The 13856-nt window shown below is 71.4% G+C and carries 12 protein-coding genes and 1 pseudogene; 4 read left to right on the forward strand and 9 right to left on the reverse strand.

Going from position 1 to position 13856, the window contains the following annotated elements; all coding sequences use genetic code 11:
- A pseudogene (locus G6026_RS04175) lies at positions 1–412 on the reverse strand (hypothetical protein); the annotation flags it as partial.
- 77 nt (positions 413–489) lie between these two features.
- Between G6026_RS04175 and G6026_RS04180 the strand changes: the two are divergent.
- A complete protein-coding gene (locus tag G6026_RS04180) occupies positions 490–1302 on the forward strand; it encodes a DUF3097 domain-containing protein (protein ID WP_107756473.1) in 813 nt (270 codons plus the stop codon).
- A gap of 16 nt (positions 1303–1318) precedes the next feature.
- Here the strand turns inward: G6026_RS04180 and G6026_RS04185 are convergent, their stop codons facing one another.
- Entirely contained in the window at positions 1319–1987 is a 669-nt protein-coding gene (locus tag G6026_RS04185) for a TVP38/TMEM64 family protein (protein ID WP_231750557.1), read from the reverse strand.
- 134 nt (positions 1988–2121) lie between these two features.
- Here G6026_RS04185 and G6026_RS04190 point away from each other — a divergent pair, with 134 nt between their 5' ends.
- From G6026_RS04190 to meaB, 3 genes are all read left to right on the forward strand, one after another.
- Positions 2122–3969: a methylmalonyl-CoA mutase family protein gene (locus G6026_RS04190; RefSeq protein WP_194860727.1), complete on the forward strand. Its 1848-nt coding sequence runs from the start codon at positions 2122–2124 to the stop codon at positions 3967–3969.
- 1 nt (position 3970) lies between these two features.
- Positions 3971–6265 carry a methylmalonyl-CoA mutase gene (gene scpA, locus G6026_RS04195; RefSeq protein WP_107756470.1) on the forward strand — a complete coding sequence of 765 codons (2295 nt, stop codon included), beginning with the start codon at positions 3971–3973 and terminating at the stop codon, positions 6263–6265.
- Positions 6266–6393: 128 nt separating this feature from the next.
- On the forward strand, positions 6394–7392 hold the full coding sequence (gene meaB, locus G6026_RS04200) for a methylmalonyl Co-A mutase-associated GTPase MeaB (protein WP_309230195.1): 999 nt from the start codon (positions 6394–6396) through the stop codon (positions 7390–7392).
- 36 nt (positions 7393–7428) lie between these two features.
- On the opposite strand, the gene G6026_RS04205 is transcribed toward meaB, so the two are convergent.
- The 7 genes from G6026_RS04205 to G6026_RS04235 form a co-directional block, all read right to left on the reverse strand.
- Positions 7429–8682, reverse strand: a complete 1254-nt coding sequence (locus tag G6026_RS04205) for a sigma-70 family RNA polymerase sigma factor (RefSeq protein WP_309230194.1) — start codon at positions 8680–8682, stop codon at positions 7429–7431.
- A 41-nt stretch (positions 8683–8723) separates the two neighbouring features.
- The gene (locus tag G6026_RS04210) at positions 8724–9221 is read right to left on the reverse strand and encodes a YciI family protein (protein WP_228549068.1); all 498 of its coding nucleotides are present in this window, start codon (positions 9219–9221) and stop codon (positions 8724–8726) included.
- A gap of 26 nt (positions 9222–9247) precedes the next feature.
- Positions 9248–9445 (reverse strand): hypothetical protein, encoded by a 198-nt coding sequence (locus tag G6026_RS04215; protein WP_017836767.1) that lies wholly within the window; start codon positions 9443–9445, stop codon positions 9248–9250.
- 74 nt (positions 9446–9519) lie between these two features.
- Positions 9520–10836: an acyltransferase gene (locus G6026_RS04220; protein ID WP_182612338.1), complete on the reverse strand. Its 1317-nt coding sequence runs from the start codon at positions 10834–10836 to the stop codon at positions 9520–9522.
- 173 nt (positions 10837–11009) lie between these two features.
- The gene (locus tag G6026_RS04225; RefSeq protein ID WP_107756466.1) at positions 11010–12041 is read right to left on the reverse strand and encodes a nucleoside hydrolase; all 1032 of its coding nucleotides are present in this window, start codon (positions 12039–12041) and stop codon (positions 11010–11012) included.
- Complete coding sequence (locus G6026_RS04230) at positions 12038–12550, reverse strand: DUF664 domain-containing protein (protein ID WP_107756465.1); 513 nt, start codon at positions 12548–12550, stop codon at positions 12038–12040. The genes G6026_RS04225 and G6026_RS04230 overlap by 4 nt, the downstream gene beginning before the upstream one ends.
- A gap of 42 nt (positions 12551–12592) precedes the next feature.
- Positions 12593–13856: SDR family NAD(P)-dependent oxidoreductase (locus G6026_RS04235; RefSeq protein WP_182612339.1), on the reverse strand; the 1264-nt coding region annotated here is incomplete at its 5' end.

Genomic DNA, 13856 nt, shown 5'->3' on the forward strand with positions numbered 1-13856 from the left:
GGTGGACGCACGTGAGAACGACCGCCTCACGGCTCGCCGGGTCGCGGACCAGGACGCCCCATCCCGCCGCCGCCACGTCGGACCGGACCGCGGGGACAGCGGGCAGGCTCGACGAGTCCCCGGGCGCGGCGGTCAGCAGGGCGAGCGACTCCGGAGCGGGATACGTCCGACCCGATCGGCGGAGTGAGGTGATCAGGCCCGGGAGCAGTGCGGTCGGTCCCGAGGCGGGGGAGACCCCGTCCAGCATCCGCACGGGATCACCCGTGACCTCGACCAGGTGGGACCCCGCGAGCCCCGAGACATATCCGGTGAGGGCGTCGAACGGTTGGTCTCCCCAGGCGGTACGCAGCAGGACGAGGGGCAGTGGCCACGCGGGGGACAGCGCGGCGCCGCGGGTGAGGGGGCGTGACATGACGATCGATCCTACCGGTCGGTGCGCCGCCCCCTCCCGGTCCGCGCATCCGGCTAGCCTGTCGGGCCATGACAGACATGTACGGATCCGACGTCCTGTCCGGGACCGCCCGGCGCCGCCGGCCGGAGATCCCCGTCGTCGTCGCCGAGAGCGATCTGGTGGCGGAGCACGCCGACTCCGGCTTCTGCGGAGCCGTGGTGGGTTTCAGCCACACCCCCGACGGCGACTTCGTGAAGCTCGAGGACCGTCGCGGCCTGGTCCGCCTCTTCGCCATGACCCCCTCGGCCTTCCTCATCGACGGCTCACCGGTCACCCTGCGTCGGCCCGGGCCGGTCGTGAAAGCGGGCCCGAAGGTCACCGCGTCCGGGTCCCGGAAGGTCGAGGGCCTGCGAGCCAGGACCGCGCGCGCGGGCCGAATCTGGGTCGAGGGAATCCATGACGCGGCCCTCGTCGAGAAGATCTGGGGCCACGACCTGCGTGTGGAAGGGATCGTCGTGGAACCGCTTCACGGGATCGACGACCTGCCCGCGCTGGTGGGGCAGTTCGGGCCGACGCCGCAGGCGCGCCTGGGCGTCCTGGTCGACCACCTCGTGGAGGGCAGCAAGGAGTCGCGCATCGTGGCCGGGCTCGGGGACGACGTGCTGGTGACCGGCCATCCGTACGTCGACATCTGGCAGGCGGTCAAGCCCCGGGCCGTGGGCATCCACACGTGGCCCGTGGTGCCGCGTGGGGAGGACTGGAAGACGGGCATCTGTGACCGTCTGGGCTGGGGGGAACCCGCGGACGGCTTCCGGCGGGTCCTGGCGGCGGTGAGCTCCTACCGCGACATCGAACCGGCCCTGCTCGGTGCGGTCGAGCGGTTGGTGGACTTCGTCACCGAGCCCGCCTGATCCCCCGGGGCACGGTTCACGACGCCTCGGTGTCGTTCCCCGGCTCGGTGTCGTCGTCGCCCCGAACGGGCAGGCGGGCGTCCAGGATCATGCCGACCAGCCCCACCCCGGCGAACGCGGCGGTCGCCCACAGTGCGGCGGTTCCGTCGCCCTCCGTGAGGGAGTGCCCCAGCAGGACCGCCGCGACGGTCCCCGGAGCACTGCCCAGGACCGTCGCGACGAGGAACTGCCGGAACGGGATCGAGGTGAGGGCGGCCGCGTAGTTGAGTACGGAGAACGGCACCGCCGGGACCAACCTCAGGCTCCCGACGGAGAGCCATCCGCGCCGTCGGAGACGTGCGTCCACCGCAGCGATGCGGGGGTCCGAGCGCAACGAGGCGGTGCGGCGGTGGCCCAGCCGGCGGACCCCGACGAACGCCAGCGAGGCCGCTACCCCGGAGGCCACCAACGACGACGGGATCGCCACGGCGGGGGTGAAGAGCACCGCGGCCGAGTACGTGAAGGTCGACCGGGGGATCGGGCCCACCGTGACGAGCGCGTAGGCGGTGAAGAACGCGACCGGGAACCACGGTCCCAGCTGGTCCGCCCAGCCACGCAGTTGCTCCAGGCCAGGGGTCGGGATGACGGTGGCCAGCAACACCAGGAGCAGGACGACCGCTGCCCACCCCGCCACCCGTCCTCGCACGCGTCGACTCTAGTCCCAGGGCTCCGTCGTACCCGCGCCGGTGACCCCGCACACACGGTCACGTTCCGGCGGGCGAAGATGCTGCATTAGAGTCCGAGGTGACCCCCTTCACTCCACAAGAGAACGAGGTACCGGTGTCCAGTCCGACCACAGGTCCCGACCTTCAGTCCTGGTACGCCTCTGTGGGAGCCGTCCTCGCGAAGGCCGCCCGCAAGGATCCGTCCGAGATGCCGGAGGACGCGTGGCGCGCCCTCGTGGCCACCACCCGGGACGGGATCGAGGTGAACCCCCTCTACACGCGCGCCGACGAGACGCCCGAGCGCTCCGCACCGGGCTCGTTCCCGTTCGTGCGAGGAGGGGACCGGTCAGGGTTGCCGGACAACGGTTGGCACGTCTGCGTCCGGGTCGACGCCCAGGGCGACCCGAGCGACGTCAACACCGCCGTTCTGGACCTTCTCGGCCAGGGGGCGTCCGCCCTGTGGTTGCGGGTGCCCGCCTCCCAGGTGGGTGCCGTCCTCAAGGACGTCTATCTCGACCTCGCCCCGGTGACGTTCGACGCCGGTGCCGACCTCGTCGAGGTGGGTGAGGCGTTCCTCGAACTGCTCGACCAGCGCAGGGCCGCGGGCGACGGGGTGACCGACCGGTCCGCGATCATCGCCGACCTCGGTGCGGCACCGGTCACCGCCGCGTACGGCGACGGGGGGCCCTCGCGGTCGATCGACCTCGGCGCGGCGGTCTCTCTCGCCACACGCGTGGCCGAGCGGGAGGAGACCGTCCGGACCTTCGTGGCCGACGGCACGGTCTTCCACGCCGACGGTGCCGGGGACGCCCAGGAACTCGCGTACGCCACCGCGGCGGGCCTGGAGTACGTGCGCGCCCTGGTCTCGTCGGGGCTCGACGTCGACCTCGCCCTCCGCCAGATCTCGTTCCGACTGGCCGCCACCGACGACCAGTTCGTCTCGATCGCCAAGTTCCGTGCCGGGCGTCTGATGTGGGCCCGCGTCGCGGAGCTGCTGGGCGCGCCCGACGCCGGGGACGCGCCCCAGCACGCCGTGACCTCCGCGGCCATGATGTCGCGGCGTGACCCGTGGGTGAACATGCTGCGCACCACTCTCGCCGCGTTCGGTGCCGGGGTCGGCGGCGCCACCTCCGTGACCGTGTTGCCGTTCGACGTCTCCCTGCCGGGAGGTCTGGAGAGCACCTCTCGGGCCTTCGCCGAGCGGATCGCCCGGAACACCCAACTGCTGCTGCTCGAGGAGTCGCACCTGGGGCACGTCGTCGACCCGGCCGGCGGATCATGGTACGTCGAATCACTCACCGATTCGCTCGCCGAGGCGGCGTGGTCCGCGTTCCAGACCGTCGAGTCCGAGGGCGGACTCGCGGCCGCGATCGCCTCCGGGAGCGTCGCCGACGCCATCGCCCGTGTCCGCCAGGCCCGTGATGCCGACATCGCTCACCGCACGGCACCCGTCACCGGGGTCTCCGAGTTCCCGAACCTCGCCGAGCCGCCACTCGACTCCACGCGCCGGGGTGGCGAGGACTACCGGTACGGCCGCGACTTCGAAGCCCTGCGCGATCGCTCGGACGCCCACCTGGAGGCCACCGGGTCCCGGCCGACGGTCCTGCTCGCGGGGCTCGGCCCGATGGCCGAGACCACGGGCCGCGTGACCTTCGTCGCCAACCTGCTCGCGGCCGGCGGCATCGACACCCGGAACCCACTGGCGACCGCGGCAGACCAGTACGCCGGTGTCCGGAAGGATGAGGACATCGCCGTCCTCTGCGGCGCCGACAAGCGCTACGCCACCGAGGGCCCGGACGCCGTCCGTGCGCTGCGTGAGGCGGGTGTGGGAACGGTCTACCTCGCCGGCGCCGAGAAGGGGTTCCCCGCCGACGCCACGGACCGGCCGGACGGGTACCTCGCCACCGGGATCGACGCCGTCGCCGCCCTGACCGCCCTCCTCGATCAGCTGGGAGTGAAGTGACATGACCACCTTCCCCGATTTCAGCATCGCCCCGCTGCGCGAGACCAGTGAGGGTGCTCCGCTACCGGACGGTGTGGAGACCGCCGTCGACCACCACGCCGTCGGGGGTGTCGACCGGGACGTCGACGCCGGACCGCGGTGGGAGACCCCCGAGGGTATCGACGTCAAGCGGGTGTTCACCAAGGCGGACCGTGACGCGGTCGAGGCGGGCGACGCCCCGACCGACGACGGCGAGGAGGTCACCCCCTTCCCCCTGGACACCGTCCCGGGAGCGGCCCCGTTCCTCCGCGGCCCGTACCCGTCCATGTACGTCAACCAGCCGTGGACGATCCGGCAGTACGCAGGCTTCTCGACCGCTGCCGAGTCCAACGCCTTCTACCGGCGCAACCTCGCGGCGGGCCAGAAGGGCCTGTCGGTGGCGTTCGACCTGGCCACCCACCGCGGGTACGACTCCGACCACCCCCGTGTCGCCGGCGACGTCGGGATGGCGGGCGTGGCGATCGACTCGATCCTCGACATGCGTGAGCTCTTCGACGGCATCGACCTGTCCGCCGTCTCCGTGTCGATGACCATGAACGGGGCCGTGCTACCGATCCTCGCGTTGTACGTGGTGGCGGCCGAGGAACAGGGGGTGACACCGGAACAACTCGCGGGGACCATCCAGAACGACATCCTCAAGGAGTTCATGGTCCGCAACACCTACATCTATCCGCCCACGCCCTCGATGCGGATCATCTCGGACATCTTCGCCTACACCTCCCGGAAGATGCCGAGGTTCAACTCCATCTCGATCTCCGGCTACCACATCCAGGAGGCCGGCGCGACGGCGGATCTGGAGCTGGCGTACACCCTCGCGGACGGCGTCGAGTACCTGCGTGCCGGGTTGGACGCCGGGCTGGAGATCGACAAGTTCGCACCCCGGTTGTCCTTCTTCTGGGCGATCGGGATGAACTTCTCCATGGAGATCGCCAAGCTCCGGGCCGGCCGTCTGCTGTGGAGCGAACTCGTGGAGAAGTTCGGGCCCAAGAACGAGAAGTCCAAGTCGCTGCGCACCCATTCCCAGACCTCCGGGTGGTCCCTCACCGCCCAGGACGTGTTCAACAACGTGGCCCGGACGTGTATCGAGGCCATGGCCTCGACGCAGGGCCACACGCAGTCGTTGCACACCAACGCGCTGGACGAGGCGCTGGCCCTGCCCACCGACTTCTCGGCGCGCATCGCGCGCAACACCCAGCTCCTGCTCCAGCAGGAGTCGGCCACGACCCGCCCGATCGACCCCTGGGCAGGGTCGTACTACATCGAGTGGCTCACCGCCCAGCTCGCCGACAAGGCCCGCCTGCACCTGATCGAGATCGAGGAGGCGGGGGGGATGGCGCAGGCCATCGGCGAGGGGATCCCGAAGCTGCGCATCGAGGAGGCCGCGGCCCGCACCCAGGCGCGGATCGACTCCGGGCGCCAACCGGTCATCGGGGTCAACAAGTACGTCGTCACCGAGGACCAGGAGATCGAGGTCCTCAAGGTCGAGAACTCGCGCGTGCGCGCGGAGCAACTCGCGAAGCTGGACAGACTCCGTGCGGAACGCGACGAATCGGCGTGTCAGGCGGCTCTCGCCAGACTCACCGAGGCGGCGGCCGGGGGTGCCGGGAGCGGGCTGGAGAACAATCTCATGGCGCTCGCCATCGACGCCGCCCGCGCCCACGCGACCATCGGCGAGATCTCGGACGCGCTCGAAAAGGTCTACGGTCGACACAAAGCCGAGATCAAGACGCTGTCCGGCGTCTACCGGCAGGAGGTGTCGAAGGAGGGCGCCGTGGACAACGTCACCAGGGCGATGAAGATGGCCGAGGAGTTCTCCGAACTGGAGGGTCGCAGGCCCCGCATCCTCCTGGCCAAGATGGGTCAGGACGGCCACGACCGCGGCCAGAAAGTCGTGGGGACCGCGTTCGCGGACCTGGGTTTCGACGTCGACATGGGCCCGCTGTTCCAGACCCCGGACGAAGTCGCCCGACAGGCCGCGGACGCCGATGTGCACGTGGTCGGCGTGTCGTCGCTGGCCGCCGGTCACCTCACCCTGGTCCCGGCGCTGCGGGAGGCGCTCGCCGAGGTGGGACGCGAGGACATCATGGTCACCGTCGGAGGCGTCATCCCTCCCGGAGATTTCCAGGAGCTCTACGACGCCGGTGCGACCGCGATCTATCCGCCCGGGACCGTGATCTCCGACGCGGCCATCGAGTTGCTCGAGGCACTCGCCCGTGAGCTCGGGCACGAGCTGACCTCCTCCGGGGCCGAGTCCTGAACCGCCTCGGCTCCGGTCCCGATCCCGCGGGCTCGGGCAACACCACGGGCAGTCTGTCGACGACTCTCGGAACCGGTGCGGTCCGCGGCCCGGTCCCTTCCGCGACGGGCGCGAGGCCGCGTCGGGAGATCGACGTGGGGGCCCTCCTCGAGGGAGTGCTCCACGACGACCGCCCCGTGCTCGCGCGCGCCATCACGCTGCTGGAGTCCACGAACCCCGCGCACCGCGAAAAGGCGCAGGAGCTGCTGCTCGGAGCGCTGCCGCATGCCGGGGGAGCCCTGCGCATCGGGATCACCGGGGTACCGGGCGTGGGCAAGTCGACGTTCATCGAGTCGTTCGGGCTGTACCTGGTGGAGAAGGGGCACAAGGTCGCGGTGCTCGCCGTCGACCCGTCCTCCACGCGCACCGGCGGTTCGATCCTCGGCGACAAGACCCGGATGGCGACGCTCGCCACGGAACCCCGCGCCTACATCCGGCCCTCACCGACCTCCGGGACGCTCGGGGGCGTGGCCAAGGCCACCCGGGAGACCATGGTCCTCCTCGAGGCCGCGGGTTTCGACGTGATCCTCGTCGAGACCGTCGGGGTGGGCCAGTCCGAGGTCGCCGTCGCCGGGATGGTCGACTGCTTCACGTTCCTCACCCTCGCCCGCACCGGCGACCAGCTCCAGGGCATCAAGAAGGGCGTGTTGGAGTTGGCCGACGTGGTCGCCGTGAACAAGGCCGACGGCCCCCACGTCAAGGACGCCAGGCGCGCCGCGCGAGAACTCGGCGCGGCGCTGCGACTCGTGCGACCGGCGGACTCGGTGTGGAAGGTTCCGGTCCTGACCATGTCGGGGCTCGAGGGCGAGGGTCTCGACGAATTCTGGGAGGCCGTGCGATCCCACCAGGACACGATGGGGGAGATCGGCGAGGTCGAGGCCCGTCGCGCGCGCCAACAGGTCGAGTGGACCCGGTCGATGGTGCACGACACGCTCATGGCGCGGCTCGCGGCCGACCCGGACGTGAGACGGGTCACGGCCGATGTCGAGCGACGCGTGAGCGAAGGGACGCTGACGGCGGCTCTCGCGGCCCAGGCCATCATCGACGCCTTCGACTCGAAACGCCCGGAGCGCTCGGGTCAGTCGTAGCAGGTGGACCAGTCGGCGGACTCGGCGCCCCGCCGGCTACGCCTCCCACCACCGACGAATCAGATAGGAACGCTCGGCCTCGTTCCTCGAGAGTTCGAAGGCGCGTGCCCAGGCCAGGCGCGCGTCCTCGCTCCGACCGAGGAGTTCCAGAGTCACCGCCCGGGCCTCGTGGAACGGGTGGTGCTCCCGCAGTGTCGGATCCGAGGCCAGGGCGTCGAGTGCCACCATTCCCGCGTGGGGCCCGTCCCGATGCCCGAGCGCGACCGCTCGGGCCACCCGCACGACCGGACCGGGGGAGAGATTCAGCAGGATGTCGTAGAGCACCACGATCTGGGCCCAGTCGGTCGAGTCGACGTCCTGGGCCTCGGCGTGGAGTGCGGCGATCGCCGCCTGGACGCTGTACCTCCCTGGCCCTCCCGCGGCAGCGGTCCGGGCCAGTGCGAGCCCCTCGTCGACGAGGAGACGGTCCCATCTGCAGCGGTCCTGCTGGCTCAGGGGAATCGGCATGCCGTCCGGGCCCGACCGCGCCGGCGCCCGCGCCTCGGTGAGCAGCATCAGGGCGAGAAGCCCCGCCACCTCGCTCTGCCCCGGCATCAGTCTGTGGACGATGCGCCCGAGGCGGATGGCTTCGGAGGTGAGCTCGGTGCGCAGGTGTCGCGCGCCCTCCGTCGCCGCGTAGCCCTCCGTGTAGACCACGTAGATCACGGCGAGGACCGCCGGTAGGCGCCGTGGGAGGTCGGCGGCCTCCGGCACGCGGACCGGGATCCGGGTCACCCGCATGCGCTCCTTCGCGCGTACCAGGCGCTGTTGCATCGTGGGGACCGGGACGAGGAAGGCCTGGGCGATCTCGACTGTGGTCAGTCCGGCCAGGTACCGGAGGGTCAGCGCGATCTGCTCCTGGATTCCCAGGGTCGGATGGCAGCAGGCGAAGAACAACTCGAGCCGCTCGTCCGGGATGTCGTCCGGATCCGCGGGCGACACGCTCGGCGGCGGCGGGGGCCGCCTCTCCTGCTCTACCCGCAACCTCGCCAGCCGCTCCGTCAAGGCCTTCTCCCGCCGGAGTTGATCGATCGCCTTGCGGGTCGCGGTGGTCATCAGCCAGGCCAGCGGGGTGTGAGGGACACCGGTTCTCGGCCACGTCTCCAGGGCTGCGGTGAGAGCGTCCTGCGCGGCGTCCTCGGCCAGTTCGAGGTCCCCGAACCGCGACACCAGCGCAGCCAGCAGCCGGGAGCTCTCCTCACGCCTCATCGCGGCCAGGGCATCGGACGCCGCGGGCCCCGGGGAGGTCACGGGTGGGCCCCCGCTCCCACCCCGGACACACGGACATGCATCTAGAACTCCGCGATGGCGCGGACCTCGACCCGCCCACCGTGGACCCCGGGACACCGGGCCGCCCACGTCAGTGCCTCGTCGATGTCGGGGACATCGATGATGATGGTCCCGCCGACGAACTCCCTGCTCTCGGCGAACGGCCCCGACGTCACGACGGGCTCGGTCGCGCCCGGTGGGATGGACACGACGACCCCCGTGTCCGGATCCTCCAGGGCGAACCCGCCGGCGAGCACCCCGGCCTTCTCGAGCTCCGCATCGAAGGCCATGAACTCCTCGACGCCGGGACCCTCGTCCGCGCCGGTGACCGCGTCCTCGCCACAGCGGGCGGCATCGAGGTCTGCGAAGAGCAGTAGTACGTATTTCATGTCGATCTCCTGACCGATCGTGGTGGGCGTCGGCCGCGAGAGCGGCGACACCATGATGACGAACGGCCCCCGGGAGATCGACAGGTCCGCGAAAAGAATCTCCGCGCTCTCCGGATTCCGCTCCCGGGGCATCCGCGCGGGAGATGTCGCGCGCGGGCTCAGTACCGTTCGTCCGGCACCCGGCGGCCCCGGGAGCGCATCGCGAACAGGAGACCGATCACGAAGAGCACCACACCGGCCACCATGAGTATCACCGCGAGGGTGTTCGAGTCGATTCCCGGGATGGTGACCTCAACCGCGTACATGAGTATCGCGCCGATCACCACGAGGACCACTCCGCCGCCGATGTAACCCATAGCTGTTCTCCTTCGTCGCGACCGCGCGCCTGTCCGCGGTGTTGCGCTCACCCTACGAGAACTCGGCGTCGAGTTCAGGCGTGCGGAGAGAGGAACTTTCGCGCCGGTTCCTCGATGAACCGGTAGCTGGCCGCGCCCACGGCGATCGACCCGGCCACGGTCACGGGCCAGATCACGCCCATCCGCCGGGTCCACAGCGAGGTGCGGGTGAGCGGGAACGCGTAGTGCAGCACGATCAGGTGCCAGAGGAAGATTCCGTACGACCAGCGGCCGATCGCCTGTAGGGGTGCCGATTCCAGGACGCGGAAGCGCGAGCCCGCCGGGGCCAGGACGATCGGTCCCAGGAAGAAGAACGCCATCGCCGCGGTGAGCCCGTTGCGCGCGGCGTACTCGCGGCCGCTCGGGTGGTGGAAGCCCTCGGAGAACCAGCGGGGGGACGTCGTGGCGAACAGCGCCCCTGCGCCAGCCGCCCACCACCCCCACCTCGCGTACGGTGCCCGGCTCAATCGGGCGAGCAGTCCCGGGCGGGCGGTGGCCAGCTCGGCCAGTAGCATCCCGGAGGCGAACCAGGCGGAGAACGCCGGCGGCAGGATCTGGTCGTTGACGCCCCTGGGCAGGAGCCGGAGGCGTTGCCAGGGGATCAGCGGAAACAGCAGACCGGAGAGCCCGAAGGCGCCGACGGCGGGCAGCCGCCATCGGGCCCGGTCGCCGCGCAGGTTCTTCATCCCGGTCCACAGCGCCGGGAGAGCCAGGTAGTAGGCCATCTCGACCGCGAGGGACCAGGCGTGCGTGAGCCCGGAGACGAGGAACTTCCGCTGGTAGATCTGCGTCAGGGTGAGGTTGCGGAGCCAGACCACGGGGCCGTTGACCCGGTTCTGGGGCAGGAGCACCATCGCGACGGCGACGAGCACCGCGTAGGCGGGCATGATCCGCACGAGGCGGGCCCGCAGGTAGGGGATCACCGCGCGGGCCGTTCCCGGCCGGTCGCGGCGGGCGTGGTCGGAGTGTGCGCGCCACAGGAGGAAGCCGGTCTTGGCGAAGAACACCGCCACCAGCATGTCCAACCGACCGTAGAGGCGGCGTACCGGCGTCCCGTAAGACATCCGGGTCACGAACGCGACGTGGGTGGTGATGATGCCGATCGCCGCGAGGCCGCGGAGACCCTCGAGTGCGGGGAGGTGACCGTGTGCACCGGCGAGCCGCGGCTGCTGCTCCCCGGTGGCCTCGGCGGCGGCGATCTCGGGACCGGTGGCCTCGGCGGCGGCGGTGTCGGGAGCGTCGACCGGGGTCGGAGCTGCTGCCGTCGGCCGGGCGGGCTGAGCGAGGCGTCGCGCGGCGAACCCGGCCGCGACGGCTCCACCAGCGAAGGCGACGGCGGCGACAGGCCTCATGGACTCTCCCGGGGTGAACTGACAGTGAGACGACGATCCGTTGTCCCGCGACGGTGGGTGCCGACGCCAGGGCATCCGGACGAGATTAGCACCGGTTCCACCCGGCGATCCCGGGGTGGTCAACCGCGTGCGGGTGGTGGCCCTGATGCAGGAGCGGACCGGTGGAGGTCATCTCAGTGTAGGTCCGCGATCGAGGCGGCGACCTCCTCGACCACCGCCCCCGCACCGCCCGGAACGGAGAGGTCGACCACGAGCTCGGCGTTCGCCGGCCGCCCGCGGTGTCCACGGCGGTCCTCGACCGTCATCCCCCGGGTGTGCTCGCCCGCGCACTCGACACGCAGATGGACGGGCTCGGTCAGGGCCGCCCCGGGGCGGAGTGCCAGCCAGGCCACCAGGGGATCGTGCACCTGCGCCAGGTAGCCTTCGCCCACGGACTCGTGGAACTCGAAGTAGAAGCGCAGCGCGTCGACCAGATGCCTGGCCAGCGGGGTCCCGGACGCCGCCAGGAGCCGCTCGGAGTGCTCGGGGGTCCACACCGCGCGCTCGGTCAGATCGAGTCCGCACCACCTCACGGGCGGCACCGACGGGTCCACGGACCGGGCCGCCTCCCACGCCAGGCACACCCGGTCGGCGGCCTCGGGGTCCACGTCGACGTTCCACTCGCTCACCGGCGTGGTGTTGCCCGGGTGTCCGCGGAAGGACCCGCCCATCACGACCAGCCGCCGCAGCAGCCGCGGGAGCGCGGGCTCGAGTTCCAGCGCGTGAGCGATCGTGGACGAGGGACCGGTCACGATCCCCACCAGTTCACCCGGGGCAGCGCGAGCCGCGTCCACCCAGAGTCGGGCTCCGCTCCGCGGATCCGGAACCCTCGTCGACGGCGGCAGCCCCGCGTGCCCCGCACCACGGGGGCCGTGCGTCTCCGGCGTGAACGCGTGGGGCACGACCGTCGCGCCGGCGGCCCCGGCCGACACGGGGACGGGGGGAGCGCCCGCCAGGTCCAGCCAGGCCAGAGCGTTGCGGACCGTGTCCTCGATGCCGACGTTGCCGGCCGTGCACACGAGCCCTGCCAGGTCGATCGACCCGGCTCGGTGCTCGGCCACCAGGTAGGCGATCGCCAGGGCGTCGTCGATCCCCGGGTCGCAGTCGAGCAGGACCGGGATCCGGCCGGTCCGACCGGGGTCCATCCCGCCGGGGGAGGAGGTCACCGGGGGCCGGCGGACAGCAGGACGTCGCGGGTGACCTCAAGGTGACCGAGGTGGGTGGCGACGTCGTGGAGGATGTGCGCCAGCACCCACTCCACGGTCAGGGTGCCGGCGGCCCGGGCCCGTTCCACCGGGAACGCCGTCCCGGCGGGATGTGCGAGGTCGCCCCGCAGCAGCGCCGCCGTGGTCCAGTCCGGGACCCGGTCGGCCAGTGCGGACAGCCTGTCGAGTTCGGGCTCGACCGGCCCGTCGTACGTGAACTCCGACTCCCGGTGTCGGCGGACCTCTTCACCGCCGAGGCACGCCGCCCCCCAGGAGGTGAGGACCCCGCAGAGATGACGGACCGTCGCGGCAGCGGAGTTGGTCGGGTGCGCCGCCCCCACCGCCGTGGGTCGCGAATGGACCAGGGTGTCCGGGCCGTCCCCGCCGAGTTCGGTCACCACCTCGCGCAGCGCGGGCAGGAGCTCGGTGGTCAGGATGAGGTGCACTGCCGCCGAGGTGGGTGAGTCCATGCCGACGATCCTATTGTCCCGGCCGCCGGGTGTCCGGATCGCTCACCACGGGCTGGGTCGGAAGTCCTTGAGGAAGCACCCGTAGAGGTCCTCGCCGGCCTCACCGCGCACGATCGGATCGACCACGCGCGCCGCCCCGTCCACCAGGTCGAGAGGAGCGTGGAAGCCCTCCTCGTGGAGCCGGACCTTGGTCGTGTGCGGCCGCTCGTCGGTGATCCACCCGGTGTCCACGGCGGTCATGAGGATGCCGTGCTCGGTGAACATCTCCTCGGCGGAGGTGCGGGTGAGCATGTTCAGGCCCGCCTTGGCCATGTTGGTGTGCGGGTGCCCCGCGCCCTTGTAGCGCCGGGAGAACTGCCCCTCCATGGCGGAGACGTTGACGACGTATTTGCGCCGGGCGCCCGACGCCGCCAGCGCGGGCCGCAGGCGGGAGACCAGGATGAACGGCGCGACAGAGTTGCACAGCTGCACCTCGAGCATCTCCATGGGCTCCACCTGCTCGACAGTGGCCACCCAGCTGTTGTGGTCGACCACGTCCGGCAGCAGCCCGCCGGCGTCGATGGCGGTGCCGGCGGCCACACGGTCCAGGGACGCCGACCCGGCCAGGAGTGCCTGCTCGGCGATGTGTCCGGCCTCGCGTTCGGCCTCGTCGGAGCCGATGAGCGCAGACTCGCCGCCCATCAGCGCGGCCGGGTGCAGCTCGGAGGTGCGGCCCATGGTGATCATGGGGATGTCTGCGGCCCGTCCGGTGAGGGGTGCGGACTCGCCGTCCACGAGTCCGGAGTACGACCCGGGGGACCGGCGCACCGTCTGGGCGGCGTTGTTGATGAGGATGTCCAGCGGCCCGGCGGCGGCGACCTCGTCGGCCAGTGCCACGACCTGGGCGGGATCGCGCAGGTCCACACCGATCACGTGGACCCTGTCGGCCCAGTCCGCGTGGTCGGGCATCGAGGCGAACCGGCGGACCGCGTCGCGGGGGAACCGGGTCGTGATGGTCACGTGAGCCCCCGCCCGCAGCAGCATGAGGGCGATGTACATGCCGATCTTGGCGCGCCCCCCGGTGAGCAGGGCCCGCCGCCCGGTCAGGTCCATGTCCGGGTCCCGCTTCGCGCGGTTGGCCGCCGCGCACTCCGGGCACAGCTGGTGGTAGAAGGCGTCGACCTGCGTGTAGAGCTGCTTGCAGACGTAACAGGCCACCGCGCGCTGCAGGTGCCCGGCCACGGCTCCCGGAGTGTTCGAGACCAGGCGGATCCCGGCCGTCTCGTCGTCGATCCGGGTGGGCGAGCCGGTCGCGGTGGCCTCGATG

Origin of the sequence: Dietzia sp. DQ11-38-2 (assembly GCF_014145055.1) — a bacterium.
In the GTDB taxonomy this organism is placed as follows: Bacteria; Actinomycetota; Actinomycetes; order Mycobacteriales; family Mycobacteriaceae; genus Dietzia.